Source organism: Nitrosospira lacus, assembly GCF_000355765.4.
Taxonomy (GTDB): domain Bacteria; phylum Pseudomonadota; class Gammaproteobacteria; order Burkholderiales; family Nitrosomonadaceae; genus Nitrosospira; species Nitrosospira lacus.
In genome coordinates this window covers 2,887,021-2,904,515 of sequence record NZ_CP021106.3, presented here as the reverse complement: position 1 = coordinate 2,904,515, position 17,495 = coordinate 2,887,021, and the positions used below count along the sequence as shown (strand labels likewise).

The following is a 17,495-nucleotide window of genomic DNA, read 5'->3' as shown; positions in this document are numbered from 1 at the left end:
ATGGCGATCCTGATTAACCGGAACACCCGGGTCATGACGCAGGGCATTACAGGCAAGACCGGGCAATTCCACACCCGCATGTGCCGCGATTACGCCGACGGAAAGAACTGCTTTGTCGCCGGGGTGAATCCTAAGAAAGCGGGTGAGGATTTCGAGGGTATCCCGGTTTACGCCACCGTGAGGGAAGCGAAACAGGCGACCGGCGCAACCGTCTCGGTGATCTATGTGCCGCCGCCATTTGCCGCCGCCGCGATTGACGAAGCGGTGGATGCGGAACTGGATCTAGTGGTTTGTATTACCGAAGGCATTCCGGTTCGCGACATGCTGCGCACCTGCTACAGGATGCAAGGGCGAAAAACCCGGTTGATCGGCCCCAATTGTCCCGGCATCATTACACCCGGCGAAATCAAGATCGGTATCATGCCGGGTTACATTCATAAGAAGGGACGTATCGGCGTGGTGTCGCGCTCCGGCACACTGACGTATGAAGCGGTGGCTCAATTGATGGAGCAGGGACTGGGACAATCCACCTGTATCGGCATTGGCGGTGATCCGGTGAACGGATTGAAGCACCTGGACGTAATGAAGCTATTCAACGACGATGATGAAACGGATGCGGTTTTAATGGTGGGTGAGATCGGGGGTTCCGATGAGGAGGATTGCGCCCGTTGGGTCAGGGACAATATGAAGAAGCCGGTGGCGGGTTTCATCGCAGGTGTCACCGCGCCGCCGGGCAGGCGCATGGGACACGCGGGAGCCGTCATCTCTGGCGGCAAGGGCACGGCGCAGGAAAAACTCGCTGTACTGGAAGCGTGCGGGATCAGGACGACCCGCAATCCGGCGGAAATGGGCAAGCTGCTGAAATTATTGTTAAAATCGGGATGAAAAAGATAAACATGGTCCTTTTGCAATGACCTTATTTTCGCTCATTTTTGCTCTCCTGCTGGAACAATGGCGTCCCAGCGGGGATCGAAACCGCATCATTTTGCTGTTTCTCTCCTATGCCGATGCGCTGGAGCGCTACTTCAACACCGGTGTGCGCCGTCATGGCGTTGCCGCCTGGATCGTCGCAGTGGTTCCGGTGCTGATATTCACTGGGTGGATCTATTATCTTTTATATAACCTCAGCCCGTTGCTAGGGTGGGCATGGAACGTGGTTATACTTTATCTCACCATGGGATTTCGCTATTTCAGTGACTCGTTCGCTGCGATCAAGGATGCGCTCAGGAATGGGGATCTACTTATGGCCCGCAGGTTATTGAGGGAATGGCGCGGTGTACCGGCAGATGAATCCGGCAGCGCGGAAATTGCACGGAATACCATCGAATTGGGATTGATTCATTCGCATCGTTATGTCTTCGCTATAATCATCTGCTTTGTTGTTCTGCCGGGGCCACTGGGCCCCGTGCTGTATCGTCTCGCGGAATTATTGAGTGAGCGTTGGGCAAACCAGGCGGAGCAAGCACCGGATGCATTTGGCCATTTTGCGGCCAAAGCGTTCGAGGTCATAGACTGGATACCGGCAAGGTCAACCGCCGTGAGTTTCGCGATTGCCGGTAATTTTGAGGATGCAGTGTATTGCTGGCGCGCACAAGCCGCTTCGTGGATGGATCATGCCGAAGGCATTATTCTCGCCAGCGGCGCCGGTGCATTGGGAGTTCGCCTGGGAGATTCGCTGCGTGAGCCCGACGGGCAGTACCATCGCCCGGAATTAGGCGTGGGCGAGGATGCCGACATGGACTTTCTGCAAAGTACCGTCGGCCTGATCTGGCGTACGCTGGTGCTGTGGCTTCTGCTGCTCCTCTTGCTGGAGATTGCGAGCTGGGCAGGGTGAAGGAGGAAGTAAAGTATTAGATCTGAATCCGGTGGTTAACCGCTTATTTATCCGTTTAACGATTTGATTTTAAATAATTTTTATATTCCACGGCCTTCATCTGGATGGTGAATTCGAATGAATTCGGTCAACCCAGCCATACCGACGTGATTATGAAGCTTCATTAACCTCCCCGACCTATGGAATTTTTATGTCAGAACCATTATTGATCGCAACTTCCGGTCATCCAATCGGATTGCTGCCCGGTCTTGCCAATCGACATGGACTCATCACCGGTGCGACCGGTACCGGCAAGACCGTTACGCTACAGGTATTGGCTGAACAATTCTCCTCAATCGGTGTGCCGGTATTTCTGGCAGATATCAAGGGCGACTTGTCGGGGCTCGCCGCTCCGGGCAAGAGTTCCCCGAAAATGGGGGAGCGGTTGGCGCAACTCAAACTCGACGAGCCGCGGTGGACGGCGTGTCCGGTCACCTTCTGGGATATATACGGAAAATCCGGACATCCGGTACGCGCAACAATATCTGATATGGGGCCATTGCTGCTCGGGCGGCTCTTCAATCTGAACGACACGCAACAGGGTGTGCTGGCACTGGTATTCCGGATCGCGGACGATAACGGCCTCTTGCTGCTTGATATGAAAGATCTCCGCGCGATGTTGCAGTTTGTCGGCGACAACGCCAAGAATTTAACCGTTGAGTATGGCAACATCTCCGCTGCCTCGATCGGCGCGATCCAGCGCTCGCTGCTTGAAATCGAGCAGCAGGGAGGCAGTTACTTCTTCGGCGAATCGATGCTCGACATCAGCGATTTGATGCAGACTGATAGTCAGGGCCGAGGAATGATCAATATTCTTGCCGCTGACAAGCTCATGAATTCACCAAAGCTATACTCGACATTCCTGCTGTGGATATTGTCCGAACTATTCGAGCACCTGCCGGAAATTGGCGATCCCGAGAAGCCAAAACTGGTGTTCTTTTTTGATGAAGCCCATCTGCTATTCAACGAAGCGCCCCGTCCACTGCTGGAGAAAATCGAGCAAGTAGTGCGATTGATACGCTCCAAAGGGGTCGGGGTGTATTTTGTGACACAGAATCCGCTTGATGTTCCCGAGAGTGTTTTGGGTCAGCTTGGCAATCGTGTACAACATGCTTTGCGCGCATTTACGCCGCGTGACCAGAAAGCGGTCAGGTCGGCGGCGCAAACCATGCGCGCCAATCCTGAGTTCGACACCGAGAAGGCCATTACAGAACTCTCGGTTGGCGAGGCACTTGTATCGTTATTGGATGAGAAGGGCCGCCCCTGTATTGTGGAACGGGCATTCATTTACCCGCCGGCCTCGCGAATAGGCCCGCTTACCGATACGGAACGCGCGGCCATCATCAAGTCATCTGTTATTTTCGGACATTACGAACAGATAGTGGATCGCGAATCGGCTTATGAAATAATCAAAAGCCGCACCGTAACCAGGCAGGATACCGGGAGTGAAGCGGCGCAACAGGCAAGTAGCGAAACACAGACTACGCAGGGTGGCGGCATGATGGACATGCTGGGCGGCATGCTTCTCGGCAAAACCGGTCCTCGCGGGGGGCATCATCCAGGTATTCTCGATGCGGCAGCCAAAAGCGCGGCGCGTTCGATCGGCTCGCAGGTTGGCCGCGAGATCTTCCGGGGGGTTTTAGGGGGCATCTTCGGCAGTGGGCGCCGGCGTTGACCGGCTTCAACAAGCAATAACCTGTTTCACGGACACCTTTGATTGAGATGGACCGGTTGGTGGCTTATTATGGTAAACCGCAAGCGAATTCTGGACAGGCGGGGGAGGGGGTGATGCGTTTAACCGCGGCAATCTTTTTGGTTTTTACAATGATGGGCTGCGCGGCGACGGGACAAGGGCAGCGTGCTTCCGGCCCGTTGCCGCCAAGCACCCGGCCCGCCTATAATCTTACCGGCTATTCGCCCGCCTTCAAGGACGGTTATATCGATGGTTGCGAAACCGCCAAGAAAACTTCCTACGGATTCAAGGACGAACGCCGTTTCTCCGCCGAGAGTCAGTATCGAATGGGCTGGAATGACGGGTTTGGCGTGTGCCGTGGCAAACGATAACGCAGATAGCTGTTTCGGCCGGTACGTGTTCCACGTGGCTGGGATATAATAACGTTTTTTGCAGTTTGCCATGAAACGCTTATTCTCGTTACTGCTGTGCTTTGTAGCGCTTCCCGTGGCCGCCCAGCAAACCAAGTATGACGTGGTGCCGCCACCCTCTTTATCGGTAGCCGCCAAATCCTATATTCTCACCGACTTTCAGAGCGGGCAGACTTTAGCCGGCCTGAATGTGCGTGAACGCGTGGAACCCGCGTCGCTCACCAAGCTGATGACAGCGCATGTCGTCTTTTCAGCCCTCCAGCAGAAGCGCATCACGTTGACGCAAGCCGTGCCGGTATCCGACCGCGCCTGGCGCGCGCAAGGTTCGCGCATGTTCATTGAGCCCAACCGGTCGGTAACGGTTGACGAATTAATGCGCGGCATGATCGTGCAGTCAGGTAATGATGCCTGCATAGCACTGGCGGAAGCTGTTGCCGGTTCAGAGAGTGCTTTCGTGCAAATGATGAACAAGGAGGCGGCGCGTCTGGGCATGAAGAACACGCGCTTTGCCAATTCCACCGGGCTGACGCATCCTGATCATTACACCACCGTTCAAGATCTTGCCTTGCTGGCGGCGGCCATGATCCGTGATTTTCCGGAATACTACCCGCTTTATTCGTTGCGGGAGTATACGTACAACAAGATCACACAGCCCAATCGCAATCGCCTGCTATGGCTCGACCCTAACGTCGACGGCCTCAAGACAGGCCATACCGAAGCCGCCGGCTATTGCCTCATTACCTCTGCCAAACGCGGCGACAGGCGATTGATTTCCATAGTGATGGGAACCGCCTCCGATAACATGCGTACCATGGAAAGTCAGCGCCTGTTGAACTACGGCTTCCAGTTTTACGATACCGTTCACCTTTATCAAAAAGAACGTGAAGTAACAGCCATCCAGCTGTGGAAGGGTGCACAGAATAGTCTTAAGACAGGGTTTGGTTATGATGTTTATTTCTCGCTCCCGAAGGGCCAGGCCGATAAACTGAAAGCCAGGATGGAATATAAGCAGCCTTTGATTGCTCCCATCAGTGCGGGACAGAAAGTAGGGATGGTGAAATTCACACTCAATGGCAAGCCTATGGCGGAACATCCACTGGTGGCATTGGAAACCGTGAGTGCGGCAAATTTTTTTGGCCGCGCCTGGGACAGCGTGCAGCTATTATTCAATTAGCACGAATCTGTGCGTATGCATTTCATTACCGATTTTATTTACAAGGATCATCATGATTTATCTCAACGGTGATTTCATGCCTATCGAGGAAGCCCGCATCCCGGTGCTGGATAGGGGCTTCATTTTTGGTGACGGCGTGTATGAAGTGATCCCTGTGTATTCCCGCAAGCCCTTTCGTCTGGCCGAGCACCTGCTCCGGTTGCAGCACAGCCTTGACGGGATTCGCCTGGCAAACCCACATTCCGACAAGGAATGGAGTAATTTATTGGAACAAATCATCGCCAGCAATGAGAGTGATGATCAATATCTATACTTGCATGTTACTCGTGGTGTGGCCAAACGCGATCATGCTTTTCCAAAGGGCGTCATGCCTACGGTATTCATCATGAGCAACCCGCTGCTGACACCGCCGGGAGAGTTGCTCGCTACCGGTGTTGCCGCTATCACAGCCAGCGACAACAGATGGCTACGCTGCGATATCAAGGCAATTTCGTTGTTACCCAATGTGCTATTGCGACAAATGGCGATTGACGCGGGCGCGATCGAAACAGTGCTGCTGCGGGAAGGCTTTATGACTGAGGGTGCGGCCAGCAATATTTTTGTGATAAAAGACGGGGTGCTGCTGGCGCCGCCAAAAAATCATTTGATGCTGCCCGGAATCACCTATGATGTCGTGCTTGAACTTGCGGCCGCCAATGAAATCCCGTACGAAGTGAGAGAGGTGTCCGAGTACGAAGTGCGTACTGCCCAGGAAATCCTGCTGACATCGTCAACCAAAGAAATCATGCCCATTACCCGTCTCGATGGCAAACCAGTGGGCGAGGGTAGACCGGGAGCGATGTTTGCCCTGCTGCACCAGCTCTATCAGAATTACAAGAGCACCGTAATGCGGGGCGGTACTTCAACATTCCAAGGGAGCCACTAGCGTTCTCCGCTATGAGTAGTTCCGTGCAACCCTCGTTAATCGAATATCCCTGCGATTTTCCTGTCAAGATCATGGGGCGCGTGGATGGTTTACCAGTGAAGCCGAGTGTTTCCCAGAAAAGCGATGCCATCCTGTCCGCGGCGGATGATTCCATTGCCGCCGTCCTGGCGGAGCATGGCGGGCAGGAATTTACCCGGGCGGTACTGATGATCGTAAAACGTCACGCTCCGGATTTCGATGAGTCAAACCTGGAGGTCAAATTCAGCAGAAAGAACAGGTATCTGAGTCTAACCTGCACGGTTCGCGCCGTTTCCCGTGAACAGCTGGACGCGTTATATCAGGAATTGTGCGATCACCCAATGGTGGTCATGGCGCTTTGAACATCCCCAGATCGGACTCTGAGTAATTTCGGGATATGCTTTTGGAACAGGGATATCTTATGCCTGGAACCGGGTCCGTGGAACCAAGTCCCGGCTCAGAATTGAGAATTCGAAGGTATACCGGCTTGGCGGACTATCTTTCCATCTGGCAGGCGATGAAAGATTTCACCGCATCCCGCACGGAGAATACGCCTGATGAAATCTGGTTGTTGCAACATCCGCCGGTTTACACACAGGGCATTGCGGGCAAACCCGAGCATCTGCTCCATAACAACGGCATTATCGTGATCCGGACAGATCGCGGCGGACAGATTACGTATCACGGTCCCGGACAAATTGTCGCGTATCTGTTGCTCGATATGCGCCGCCTTAAACTCGGTGTCCGCGAGCTGGTCAGAAGAATGGAGGGTGCCGTGGTAGACTTGCTGCGGGATTATCACATCGGCGCAGAAGGCCGCGTGGATGCACCGGGTGTGTATGTGAATGGTGCGAAGATCGCGGCGTTGGGATTGAAAATAAAAAACGGCCATTGTTATCATGGCTTGGCTCTCAATGTGGACATGGATCTGAGACCGTTTGCCGCAATCAATCCTTGCGGTTATTCGGGCTTGCAGGTAACGCAAACCAGGGATCTCGGCGTAGTCGACGGATGGGAGAAACTGAGTGGCGAACTTGCCGACAAGTTAAAAATCAGGCTCCTCACGATTTGAGAGATCGATGGAAATTTCTGATCGTGCCAGCATTGCGATTGAAAGACTAGGTGGCGTAATTTCCAAGGCTTGACGCTCGCCAAATACGGATTTTTAGCTGTATCCCCTATCGAAGAATGAGATTATTTTGACATGACCATTGAAACCCGTCAGAAAGGCGCGGCTAAAACCGCACGCAACCCTATCAAAATCGCGCCGCAAACCCAAAGCGAGTTGCTGCGTAAACCGTCTTGGATCCGGGTGCGCTCGTCCAACAGTCAGGGATTCCACGAAGTCAAGCGGATTCTGCGGGAGCAGAAATTGCATACCGTATGCGAAGAAGCATCCTGTCCCAATATCGGCGAATGTTTTGGCAAAGGCACCGCCACCTTCATGATTCTGGGTGATCTTTGCACACGCCGTTGTCCTTTCTGCGATGTGGCGCATGGCAAGCCTTCGCCGCCGGATGCCGAGGAACCCTTGCACCTGGCTCAATCCATCGCCGCCATGAAGCTAAAGTATGTCGTCATAACCAGTGTTGATCGCGATGATCTGCGTGATGGCGGCGCACAGCATTTCGTGGACTGCATACGTGAAGTCCGCACCTATTCGCCACGAACAAAAATAGAGATTCTTGTACCGGATTTCCGTGGAAGGCTGGAAGTAGCGCTGGATAAATTATTCGCCTGCCCTCCTGACGTGTTGAATCATAATCTTGAAACAGTGCCACGCCTCTACAAGCAGTGCCGTCCCGGCGCTGATTATGCGCATTCGCTCAAATTGCTGAAAGACTTCAAGGCACGTTTCCCGGAAATTCCCACTAAATCCGGATTAATGCTGGGTCTGGGAGAAACTGACGAGGAAATTCTTGAAGTGATGCGTGATTTGCGCAAACATGATGTCGAGATGCTCACAATCGGCCAATACCTCCAACCCAGCATGGGACATCTACCCGTGCTGCGCTATGTGCCACCGGAAGGATTCAAGGAATTCGAGCGTGCGGCGCTCGAAATGGGGTATAGCAACGCTGCCTGTGGCCCGATGGTGCGCTCCAGTTATCATGCCGATCAACAAGCGCACGAAGCAGGTATAGCGTAGAGATTCATTCAACGAGTGTTTCGGCTCAACATAGAAAGGCGAGGATTCTCATGGGTAATCAATCAAAGGCACTCAATGGGAGTTGTACCATGCGTACCGTCACGATCTTTTTTGTCTGGATTCTGGTTTCCATGCCTACCCTCGCTGCGGAAATCGACGCGCTATCCGAGGAGGACGCGGCTGCCGGCCTGAAGCAAGCGCTTACTCAAGGTGTCAACGCGGCGGTAGACAGGGTGGGCGTCGCAAACGGATTTCTTGAGAATCCCAAAGTCAAAATTCCCTTACCTGGCACGCTACAAAAAATAGAAGGGGTGATGCGAACTTTAGGTGCGGGCAAGCATGTTGATGGTTTGATCGTGTCCATGAATCGTGTAGCTGAAGTGGCAGCAGCCGAAGCCAGGACGCTGATGGTGGACACAGTGGAGAAGATGCCGGTGGAGAATGCCAAGAAAATTCTTGCCGGTGGTGACGATTCGGCTACCCAGTACTTTCGCGCTACCACTTCGGAGGAACTTGCTCAAGAATTCCTGCCTATAGTGAAGAACGCTACCGGTCAAGTGGATTTGGCCAAGAGATACAATGACTTTGCCCGCAAAGGCGGAAAATTTGGTGCGGTAGCGGAAAAATATGCAAATATCGAAGGCTACGTCACACAAAAAACGTTGGACGGTCTGTATCTGATGATGGCGGAAGAGGAACGCCTCATTCGTAACGATCCCCTGGGTCAGGATAGTAAATTGTTGCAGAAGGTGTTTGGTGCATATAAATAGCGCCGATGTATTATTGAACTTGGACCGGCGGTTGGATGGTTGGGGTGTATGGTTTTTGCGTACATGGCCATGTTGCAGCTCTGTGGAGTAACCCCTCCATGTCGTTGCGTTTTGCCCCCTGCACCCCAGGATCTCGGCACTCTACTCTGCAGAAACCTTACCCAGGTGGCGAAGATTGAGTTAGACAGCAAATTATGCGAGTCGTGATGCTCAACAAAAAAATGAGCGGCAACTGCAGGATTCTGGATTAAGGTGGCGGCTCCTTCTTTTCCGGGAGCTCGCCGGCAAGCCAAGAAATCAATTGCTCGACCAACGTGTCGCTTGCTTCAGTCAAGGCGTGTACCGCGCCGGCGGCATTGGGTGAAGGGGCCATCTCCTCGATACTGAAACTGCGTTGAGCAATCAACGAGCGTGTGCCGCCTTCAAGGAGACTGGCGCGCAATCTGATTACTGCGCGGCTTTGATGGGGCGTATCGAATACCTGGGCGAATTCTTCCAGTTCAAGACGCAATGCATAGTCCGCCCGCACACCATCACCGGCGCCTATCACCCCATCATTATTGACACCGGCAATGCGACCCTTAATCCGCTGTGTGAGCAGACTCGCGGGCGCCGCCGCCCAGCGGCTGCTTGCATAGGCATATGACCGCGCGGGATCGTGATAGACCAGACGATATTGGATCGTGGGGTTATCCAGCCATGCCGGGGAGGCCGACGTCACCAGCAGACTTGCTGATAGGCGCGGCTGCCTGGAGGATGTATCGGCGACACCGGTTGCAGTAAATGGACGCTCCAACCCGAAGTCATATATCGCCGTAGAGGTTTGGGTTCGGGGAATTGCACATCCGGCAAGCAGCATAACCGAAAAAATTAGAAATTTTCTCATTTGGAGATTCCCTGGGGTGATACCTGAGGTGCTACAAAACCATCTTCTCCCGGACCCGGCAGTGGCGGCGATCTGCCGAACAGTAAGCTTCGGGGTTGCTCTTCCAGTTGCATAAGAAAGCGATCCACGCCCCGGGAGTTACGCGTGATGCCTTCCGTAGCTTCCCGCAATTTATGCATGGTGTCGGTCAGCTCTCCAGCCGTATGAGACAGGCTGTCGACAGGTCCTCCCTGCTGACCTATTTTCGCGGTGATCTGGTTAAGGTCGATTATCAGCTGATCGGTGTGCTTCAGTACTGAATTTGCGTCAGCTGCCAGGCCAGGCAGTGATTTGAGTCCGGGTTCCAGTTGACGGGCCGCGCCGTGCAGGCTGCCGGTCAGACCCTCGGTATTTCGCAGGATATGCGAGAATCGTGCCTGGTTCTGATCGTTAAGCAGCACATTCAATCGCTCGACCAACCCGTTTGCGTTACCGAGCAGGCGTTGCCCGGACTCGGCTATGCTATCCAGGGCAGATGGACGAAAGGGAATCTGCGCGGGATTATCCGGGTCGGTCTTTAGTCGTTCAGCTTGCTTGCCGTCGTCATTCAATTGCACGAATGCAAGACCTGTCAAACCCTGGTAGCCAAGCTGCGCGTATACATTTTTGGTCAATGCCAGCTCTCGATCCACCGCAATGCGGATTAAAATCAAATGCGGGTTTTCCGGATCCAGACGAATATTCTCTACCTTGCCGACACTTACCCCACGATAGCGCACTACCGCCTGGGGATTGAGTCCGTTAACCGGGAACTCCGATACCAGCAGATATTTGTCACGTGTGGCGGTTCCTCCGCTGAACCACATGGCAACCGCTGCGACGGCCGCGCTCAGAAAAATTACGAACAAACCCGCCGCAAGGGCATGGGCACGGTTTTCCATAATGACTCCCTATAAAACATCGCCGTTATTTCCCAGTGCTTTCCGGCCACGCTCCCCGCGGAAAAAATTTGTGATGAATGGATGGGTCTTACCCACAACTTCGCGCAGACCACCCAGCGCCACGATGCGCTGGTCCGCCAGGACGGCGACGCGATCGGAAAGAGCCACCAGTGTATCCAGGTCGTGCGTCGCCATGACAATGGTAAGCGTCAACTCAGTACGCATGGTCCGGATCAGTTCGACGAACCCCTCGCTCAGTTCCGGATCCAGCCCCGCGGTGGGTTCGTCCAGGAACAGCAGTTCCGGATCCAGCGCTATGGCTCGCGCCAATGCAATACGTTTGATCATGCCCCCGGAGAGCTCCGCGGGCATCTTGCTCGCATGTCGTGTCTCGATATCCACCATTTTGAGTTTGAGCATGACCAGATCGCGTATCATGCCCTCGTCCAGTATATGCAACTCGCGCATTGGCAGCGCGATATTGTCATATACCGATAGTGCGCTGAATAATGCGCCTTTTTGAAACAACACTCCACAGCGATTGCGCATGGATTGCAATTTCTTGCGGTCGTGGCCATCCAAGGGTTCGCCAAAAATCCGGACGGCACCTTCCGCCGGCATTTCCAGGCCCAGCATCTGCCGCATCAATGCGGTCTTGCCGCTGCCGGAACCCCCTACCAGCGCGAGTACTTCTCCGCGATGCACGCAAAGATTAATATCTTCATGCACCACATGGCTGCCGAAGCGGGTATGCAATCCTTCGATCTCAATAAGGCATTCGCTGTTCATCATTAGCGGCCTTATCTTAATCCGACGTTGGAAAAAACGATGGCGAAAATCGCATCAATAATAATCACCACGGTGATCGCGGTAACCACCGAGTTGGTGGTACCCGCACCCAGGCTCTCGGTGTTGGATTTGATCCTCAAGCCAAAATGGCAAGAAATCAGCGCGATCACCATACCGCACACTGCGCCCTTTCCTAATCCCAGCCACAAATTGGCGACCGGGACCACATCCGGCAGTTTATTCAGAAAAAACTGATAGCTCAGCCCCAGCTGAATTTCGGCAACAACCATTCCTCCCACCAGTGCGACGGTGCTGGTCCATAACACCACCAGTGGCATCGCGATACCGAGCGCCACGACTTTCGGCAGGATCAGCCGCAGACTGTGAGGTATTCCCATCACAGTCAACGCATCCAGTTCTTCAGTTACCCGCATCACACCCAGTTGCGCGGTCATGGAAGAACCGGAGCGTCCAGCCACCAGTATCGCGGCAAGCATGGGGCCGAGTTCGCGAATTATGCTGACGCCAAGAATATTGATGATGAATATGTCGGCGCCAAACGTCTGCAACTGCCTGGCGGAGAGAAAACTCAGCACGACCCCAATGAGAAATCCCACCAGTGCGGTGATACCCAGCGCTTGTGCACCGGTACGGTACAGGTTGGCGGAAATTTCACGCCACGGAATACGTGGGGGGTGACCGGCCAGATATTTTGTGTCCAACAGCATTTGACCAATCAGTACAACGAGACCGGTCAGATGTTCCCACAGCAAAAAGACGGCCTTCCCGAGAATGGTAATGGGCCACAGCAAATCGCGTGGAACGGGTGCGGGCGGAGCCGGCGCCTCCTTCATGCGATTGAACAACCTCTCCTGCTCCGGCCGCAACAGTAAATGGGAAGGACGGCGCGAGCCCCAGGCTCGCCACAGCAGTATCGCTCCGGCATCATCCATTTGCTCGATTCCCGTTAAATCCCACTGTAATTCAGGGTCGGCTGTATACGCGGCCAATTCGGCGGGCAGCGTGTGCAGCCGCTGCCCGAGAGCCGCAAGGGTATATTTGCCGGCAAGTATCAACCGGGGCGTGCCATCTTCGCCAGTCGCACGATGCAGCACCGTCGATGAATCGCCTTGGTTCTCCGGCATCATGGTTGGGTCTGGTCAATATTAACGATAATAATACGGTAATGCGGCTTTCATAGTTTGATCTGATCGATTTTCCATCTCGCTCCATCGCGAAAGCGCTTTATTCGCTCGAACAGATTTAGAAATTCCAAGAGTACTGAATTGCGATCCGGGCAATCATCATAGTAGAACTCATTCAAGGTTTTCGGGGCAAGTATTGCGCCCTTTACGGACTGATTATAAAAATCAGATTACACCCCGCCCCCGATTTGACCGCAATTCAATGCATCAAATTCCGCCGCAATTTCATCCATGCATTGATTTTACGCCACGCCATCGCCATTTTTCGTCCGTGATGTCTTCTTGAATTCCTGCATGATAGAACCGCACAGGGGTGTCGAGAATTCTTACACGGCTATCTTTCTCATGTCCGAATATATAGGCAAGTTACTGTTATATCTTAGTTTCTAGAAGCTGGCATAAGATTTGCTTAAAAGAGAGAGGCTTAATAGTATATAAGCCTCACCATATCTTATGATGAAGAAAAAAAGGATTCAACGCACGCTATTGACTCAGATTTTCAGGCTCAGGGAAAAAGAAACAGGGGGTGGAAGGGGCAACAACAATAATAATAATAGTGCAGGAAAAAAAATAATAACAATAGAAAAATCAGGATCGGGGTAATTTCTTCAGACATGAAATGTTACTCTGACCCTGATTACTTTTTTGTATAGGCTTGAATCGCGCCTGTTGAGCAGTTCTGACCTGCTGGCAACCGTTTTATCTTCTTCTCCCGCTCTGTCAAATACCTGCTAGTGTCTGCATTGCTAATGCAGATGATGGTCATGGGAGGGGTGCGTTCCCGATTGAGTGGATGGCTTCTCGACGCGAATCTGATAGCCAGCGTGACAGGCATTGCATTTTTTCATGGATTCATTCAATTGCCGCAGCGTATGCTTGGGATCCTTCAAGGATTCCGCGTCAATTGCGATCTGGTCGAAATCCTTATGCACCGACATGCCAAGCTGCATGAACTCCTTCGGCAGCACCGCTTTGAGATGGTCTTCGGCTTTGTGCGTCATTCCCATGCCTAGCGGTCGCGCGTAACGCGCGACCGCTACCATATCTTCCCTTAAAAGCGCATCCAGAATATTCTGTGTCCCGGATAGCAGCGCTCGCATCTCGGTAAGCACGTGATCCCGCTGCATTTCGTTAATGGAGAGGACCCGGCGCTTATCAATCTCATTCGCTGCCCCCGTTGTCGTGAAGGCAATAAAGCTCAGCGCAATAACAAGAATCTTTTTCAAATCAATCTCCTTTGTCATTAATGGGTCTGATTTTCTTGTTCGGTATTCAAATAAGTCAGCCCGCATAGGTATTAGGAAGCAGAGGCAAGATAAGCATGCGGTGAGATTGTTATGGCATATTCATGCCTGAATAGAGAGATTGACATCCGGCGTAATGAGTTTCGTTTATTGCACCCTACCTCGCTGTCTCGCGCGGGTTACGCGATATCCAGCTAACCCGTCACACTTTTTGCAAATAAATCATGCGCATCAGAACCGGTAATTTCGACCTCGATAAATTCGCCGGGTTTCATTGTTTTTGCGTGATCGATGTATACCACGCCGTCGATCTCGGGTGCGTCGGCGCTGCTGCGAGCGATGGCTTTATTTTTCTGAATTTCATCCACCAGCACAGTCATGCGTTTGCCGATTTTCCGGGTAAGTCGCGCGGTGCTGATTTCTTCCTGCGCCGCCATGAAGCGGGCGTGGCGTTCCTTCTTTATCTCTTCGGGAATGTGATCGGGCAGCGCGTTTGCAGTGGCACCCTCCACCGGCGAATAGGCGAAGCAGCCGACGCGGTCCAGCTGCGCTTCCCGCAGAAATTCCAGAAGCTCTTCAAATTCCGCTTCCGTTTCACCGGGGAAACCGACGATGAAAGTGCTGCGCAGTGTAATGTCGGGGCAAACCTCGCGCCATTGCCTGATGCGTGCCAGATTGTTCTCGGAACTGGCGGGGCGTTTCATTGCTTTCAAAATACGTGGACTGGCATGCTGAAACGGTACATCGAGATAGGGCAGAATTTTTCGCTCGGCCATCAGCGGGATGACTTCATCCACGTGAGGATAGGGGTAGACGTAGTGCAGACGAACCCAAACTCCGAATTCACCCAGGGCGCGCACCAGCTCCGTCATGCGGGTTTTGAGCGGCCTGCCTTGCCAGAACCCCGTGCGATATTTCACGTCGACGCCGTAGGCGCTCGTATCCTGAGAAATGATGAGCAACTCCTTGACACCGGCGTTAACCAGATTCTCTGCCTCCTGCATGACCTGATTAACGGGACGGCTGACCAGATCACCACGCATGGAGGGGATGATGCAGAATGTGCAACGATGGTTGCAGCCTTCTGAAATCTTGACATAGGCATAATGCCTGGGGGTGAGACGTATTCCCTGCGGAGGGATCAGGCTGGTATAAGGGTCGTGCGGCTGAGGCAGATGCATGTGTATCGCCGCCATGACCTCCGGCAACGCATGCGGGCCGGTGACAGCCAGGACCTGTGGATGAGCTTGTTTGACCACCTCGCCGTCGCCTTTGGCGCCGAGGCACCCGGTGACGATGACTTTGCCGTTCTCCGCCAGTGCCTCGCCGATAGCATCCAATGATTCTTCCACCGCGCTGTCGATGAAGCCGCAGGTGTTGATCACCACCAGGTCCGCGTCCTCGTAGGTGGATGAGATGTCATAACCTTCGGCACGAAGCTGAGTGAGAATTTGCTCGGAATCCACCAGCGCCTTGGGGCAACCGAGCGAGACAAAACCGACTTTGGGAGATAAGGGTTTGGGAGAGGGCATGGATACTGAAGTATTGATTCTGGAAAAATTAAAATATCGAAACGAGGGTTACTCAGCCTATGAGATCTTCGATTGATTCGACCGGTTAACTGATCTCGCGATTCGATGGCTCAGGCATGATGAGAAAAAAGGCTGCCGGCCAGCCAGATGGAACTGATGCCCAGCGTGATAAGTGCCACCTGCTGTATGGTCGCATCGATTTCAGGTCGTTTGTGCAGGCCGGGAATCAAGTCGGACATTGCCACATAGATCATACTGGCCGCGGCCAATCCCAGTAGCGATGGGAGAAGATGATTCATGTCCTGCAACATGAAGTAGGTCAACATGGCGCCGATTAGCGTTGCAAAGCTGGATAACAGGTTAAAAAGCAGCGCCTGCCGTCGAGTATAGCCGGAATTGAGCAGAATCAGAAAATCGCCTGCTTCCTGCGGAATCTCATGAGCGATGATGGCGATGGCCGTAATGATGCCCAGTTGTATGTCCGCCATGAATGCTGCTGCAATGAGTATGCCATCGACAAAATTATGAAATGTGTCACCCAGCATGATCAGCATGCCGCTGCGCCCATGATCGTGATCGTTCGCAGGTGCGGCTACAATATCCGCAGTTCCATGCAGCGGATCGTGTACCTCGCATTCTTCCAGGTGGCAGTGGCGCCACAACACGAGTTTTTCCAGAATGAAGAATAACAGGATGCCAAACAGCACCGTACCCGTCATTTGGGCGGGATCTTTTGATAATTCGAGTGCTTCCGGCAATGCATTGAGAAATGCGGCTCCCAGCAGCGCCCCTATCGCATATGAAACCAGCATTTGTACCCACGAGACGCGGGTATTGAGTGTGAGCGCGGCGGCGAACAATACGCTTAATGCGCCGCCAAACAAAGTGGTGATAATGATCCAGGCAAGAACAGACATTAATCTAAATCCGGCAGTTGTAGCGGATTCATCAGGAAAATGAAGATGGAGTGACGCGGTACATTATTACAGGTCATGGCAAATAACTGGAAATAAGCTGAAAAATGAGCGATCAACCGCTGGATTCAGGTTGAAGGTGATTTTTGGGAAATGCGGGATTATACGCTTTTGCAGGATGCAGAATTGAGGCAATGGTAACAGAGTTCATCCGCCCCATATTCACCTATCCAGCCAGATCAATGCCGCCATTCGTCCGGTACCGCCGTCCCGGCGATATGAAAAAAATCTTTCCGGATTGCTAAAGGTACACTCGCTCCCGCCGTAAACCTCGGTGATGCCGGCTTCCGTCAATCGCTGTCTTGCCAGCAGAAAAAGATCAGCGAACCATTTGCCGTCGTGAGCGTGGTGCGGCAGGAAAGCGATAGCAGATCTCTTGTCGTACTCGATAAATGCCTGGCGTACTTCCTCGCCCACCTCAAAATGACGGGGACCGATTGCGGGCCCGAGCCATGCCATGACCCGGGTGTCTATTTCGTCTGCCCGTCTTATTTCCGATAGCGTGCGTTCAATGACTCCATCAACCATTCCTCGCCAGCCTGCGTGAATTACGCCGGCAATCGTGCCCCCATGGTTGCACAATAGTACTGGCAGGCAATCAGCGACAAGTACCGCGCAGATGTTTCCGGGGCATCGGGTGAACGCGGCGTCGCCAGCGCATGGGGCTGAGCAGTCATAATTGTCGATTCCGACAGGCGTCGTGCCGTGCACCTGTTTTAGCCACCGGGGTTCACCCGGCAAAATTTGGCGCAGCAGAGCGCGGTTCTGTTCAACGCTTGCGGGATCATCGCCAACATGATCTCCCAGGTTAAGACTGGCATAAGGTCCGCTGCTGATTCCCCCATTCCGCGTAGTAAAAAGTGCCTTGACATTGCCGGGTGCAGGCCAGTCCGGGGTGATCCAGTCGTTCATGCAGGGGGATTCATGGGCGCG

At 53.3% G+C, this 17,495-nt stretch carries 18 protein-coding genes; 10 read left to right on the top strand and 8 right to left on the bottom strand.

Translation table 11 applies throughout. The features are described 5' to 3' along the window. The 10 genes from sucD (at position 1) to EBAPG3_RS13195 (ending at position 9,012) form a co-directional block, all read left to right on the top strand. On the top strand, positions 1-885 hold the full coding sequence (gene sucD, locus EBAPG3_RS13240; protein ID WP_004179435.1) for a succinate--CoA ligase subunit alpha: 885 nt from the start codon (positions 1-3) through the stop codon (positions 883-885). Between the two features lie 25 nt (positions 886-910). Beyond that, positions 911-1,834, top strand: coding sequence for a CobD/CbiB family protein (locus tag EBAPG3_RS13235; protein WP_004179433.1), 924 nt, complete (start codon positions 911-913; stop codon positions 1,832-1,834). 190 nt (positions 1,835-2,024) lie between these two features. Then, positions 2,025-3,548, top strand: a complete 1,524-nt coding sequence (locus EBAPG3_RS13230) for a helicase HerA-like C-terminal domain-containing protein (RefSeq protein ID WP_004179432.1) — start codon at positions 2,025-2,027, stop codon at positions 3,546-3,548. Between the two features lie 113 nt (positions 3,549-3,661). Beyond that, a complete protein-coding gene (locus EBAPG3_RS13225) occupies positions 3,662-3,937 on the top strand; it encodes a hypothetical protein (RefSeq protein ID WP_193791343.1) in 276 nt (91 codons plus the stop codon). Between the two features lie 70 nt (positions 3,938-4,007). Then, positions 4,008-5,150, top strand: a complete 1,143-nt coding sequence (locus tag EBAPG3_RS13220; RefSeq protein WP_040852828.1) for a D-alanyl-D-alanine carboxypeptidase family protein — start codon at positions 4,008-4,010, stop codon at positions 5,148-5,150. A 52-nt stretch (positions 5,151-5,202) separates the two neighbouring features. After that, on the top strand, positions 5,203-6,075 hold the full coding sequence (locus EBAPG3_RS13215; protein ID WP_004179428.1) for a D-amino acid aminotransferase: 873 nt from the start codon (positions 5,203-5,205) through the stop codon (positions 6,073-6,075). 23 nt (positions 6,076-6,098) lie between these two features. Next, complete coding sequence (locus tag EBAPG3_RS13210) at positions 6,099-6,455, top strand: YbeD family protein (RefSeq protein WP_004179427.1); 357 nt, start codon at positions 6,099-6,101, stop codon at positions 6,453-6,455. A gap of 59 nt (positions 6,456-6,514) precedes the next feature. After that, positions 6,515-7,165 carry a lipoyl(octanoyl) transferase LipB gene (lipB, locus tag EBAPG3_RS13205; protein WP_004179426.1) on the top strand — a complete coding sequence of 217 codons (651 nt, stop codon included), beginning with the start codon at positions 6,515-6,517 and terminating at the stop codon, positions 7,163-7,165. Between the two features lie 132 nt (positions 7,166-7,297). Continuing rightward, positions 7,298-8,242, top strand: a complete 945-nt coding sequence (gene lipA / locus EBAPG3_RS13200; protein WP_004179425.1) for a lipoyl synthase — start codon at positions 7,298-7,300, stop codon at positions 8,240-8,242. 89 nt (positions 8,243-8,331) lie between these two features. After that, positions 8,332-9,012 (top strand): DUF4197 domain-containing protein, encoded by a 681-nt coding sequence (locus EBAPG3_RS13195; protein ID WP_004179424.1) that lies wholly within the window; start codon positions 8,332-8,334, stop codon positions 9,010-9,012. A gap of 247 nt (positions 9,013-9,259) precedes the next feature. Here EBAPG3_RS13195 and EBAPG3_RS13190 read toward each other — a convergent pair whose 3' ends face one another. The 8 genes from EBAPG3_RS13190 to pgeF form a co-directional block, all read right to left on the bottom strand. Further along, positions 9,260-9,898, bottom strand: a complete 639-nt coding sequence (locus EBAPG3_RS13190) for an ABC-type transport auxiliary lipoprotein family protein (protein WP_004179423.1) — start codon at positions 9,896-9,898, stop codon at positions 9,260-9,262. Next, positions 9,895-10,818 carry an MlaD family protein gene (locus tag EBAPG3_RS13185; RefSeq protein WP_004179422.1) on the bottom strand — a complete coding sequence of 308 codons (924 nt, stop codon included), beginning with the start codon at positions 10,816-10,818 and terminating at the stop codon, positions 9,895-9,897. The genes EBAPG3_RS13190 and EBAPG3_RS13185 overlap by 4 nt, the downstream gene beginning before the upstream one ends. A 9-nt stretch (positions 10,819-10,827) precedes the next feature. Further along, positions 10,828-11,610, bottom strand: coding sequence for an ABC transporter ATP-binding protein (locus EBAPG3_RS13180; protein WP_004179421.1), 783 nt, complete (start codon positions 11,608-11,610; stop codon positions 10,828-10,830). An 8-nt stretch (positions 11,611-11,618) separates the two neighbouring features. Next, positions 11,619-12,755, bottom strand: coding sequence for an MlaE family ABC transporter permease (locus EBAPG3_RS13175; RefSeq protein WP_004179420.1), 1,137 nt, complete (start codon positions 12,753-12,755; stop codon positions 11,619-11,621). A gap of 803 nt (positions 12,756-13,558) precedes the next feature. Further along, entirely contained in the window at positions 13,559-14,038 is a 480-nt protein-coding gene (locus EBAPG3_RS13170) for a hypothetical protein (RefSeq protein ID WP_151898955.1), read from the bottom strand. A gap of 212 nt (positions 14,039-14,250) precedes the next feature. After that, a complete protein-coding gene (gene rimO, locus EBAPG3_RS13165) occupies positions 14,251-15,588 on the bottom strand; it encodes a 30S ribosomal protein S12 methylthiotransferase RimO (RefSeq protein WP_040852825.1) in 1,338 nt (445 codons plus the stop codon). A 110-nt stretch (positions 15,589-15,698) separates the two neighbouring features. Further along, complete coding sequence (locus tag EBAPG3_RS13160) at positions 15,699-16,505, bottom strand: ZIP family metal transporter (protein ID WP_004179408.1); 807 nt, start codon at positions 16,503-16,505, stop codon at positions 15,699-15,701. A 219-nt stretch (positions 16,506-16,724) separates the two neighbouring features. Further along, positions 16,725-17,474, bottom strand: coding sequence for a peptidoglycan editing factor PgeF (gene pgeF / locus EBAPG3_RS13155; RefSeq protein ID WP_040852824.1), 750 nt, complete (start codon positions 17,472-17,474; stop codon positions 16,725-16,727). Between the last annotated feature and the right edge of the window lie 21 nt (positions 17,475-17,495).

Excerpts from the sequence above, each read along its gene's own strand:
- lipB (WP_004179426.1), top strand. The coding sequence starts at position 6,515 with ATGCCTGGAACCGGGTCCGTGGAACCAAGTCCCGGCTCAGAATTGAGA.
- EBAPG3_RS13230 (WP_004179432.1), top strand. The coding sequence starts at position 2,025 with ATGTCAGAACCATTATTGATCGCAACTTCCGGTCATCCAATCGGATTG.
- EBAPG3_RS13160 (WP_004179408.1), bottom strand. The coding sequence starts at position 16,505 with ATGTCTGTTCTTGCCTGGATCATTATCACCACTTTGTTTGGCGGCGCA.
- EBAPG3_RS13235 (WP_004179433.1), top strand. The coding sequence starts at position 911 with ATGACCTTATTTTCGCTCATTTTTGCTCTCCTGCTGGAACAATGGCGT.
- EBAPG3_RS13185 (WP_004179422.1), bottom strand. The coding sequence starts at position 10,818 with ATGGAAAACCGTGCCCATGCCCTTGCGGCGGGTTTGTTCGTAATTTTT.
- pgeF (WP_040852824.1), bottom strand. The coding sequence starts at position 17,474 with ATGAACGACTGGATCACCCCGGACTGGCCTGCACCCGGCAATGTCAAG.
- lipA (WP_004179425.1), top strand. The coding sequence starts at position 7,298 with ATGACCATTGAAACCCGTCAGAAAGGCGCGGCTAAAACCGCACGCAAC.
- EBAPG3_RS13220 (WP_040852828.1), top strand. The coding sequence starts at position 4,008 with ATGAAACGCTTATTCTCGTTACTGCTGTGCTTTGTAGCGCTTCCCGTG.
- EBAPG3_RS13225 (WP_193791343.1), top strand. The coding sequence starts at position 3,662 with ATGCGTTTAACCGCGGCAATCTTTTTGGTTTTTACAATGATGGGCTGC.
- EBAPG3_RS13175 (WP_004179420.1), bottom strand. The coding sequence starts at position 12,755 with ATGATGCCGGAGAACCAAGGCGATTCATCGACGGTGCTGCATCGTGCG.
- EBAPG3_RS13195 (WP_004179424.1), top strand. The coding sequence starts at position 8,332 with ATGCGTACCGTCACGATCTTTTTTGTCTGGATTCTGGTTTCCATGCCT.
- EBAPG3_RS13190 (WP_004179423.1), bottom strand. The coding sequence starts at position 9,898 with ATGAGAAAATTTCTAATTTTTTCGGTTATGCTGCTTGCCGGATGTGCA.
- EBAPG3_RS13215 (WP_004179428.1), top strand. The coding sequence starts at position 5,203 with ATGATTTATCTCAACGGTGATTTCATGCCTATCGAGGAAGCCCGCATC.
- rimO (WP_040852825.1), bottom strand. The coding sequence starts at position 15,588 with ATGCCCTCTCCCAAACCCTTATCTCCCAAAGTCGGTTTTGTCTCGCTC.
- sucD (WP_004179435.1), top strand. The coding sequence starts at position 1 with ATGGCGATCCTGATTAACCGGAACACCCGGGTCATGACGCAGGGCATT.
- EBAPG3_RS13180 (WP_004179421.1), bottom strand. The coding sequence starts at position 11,610 with ATGATGAACAGCGAATGCCTTATTGAGATCGAAGGATTGCATACCCGC.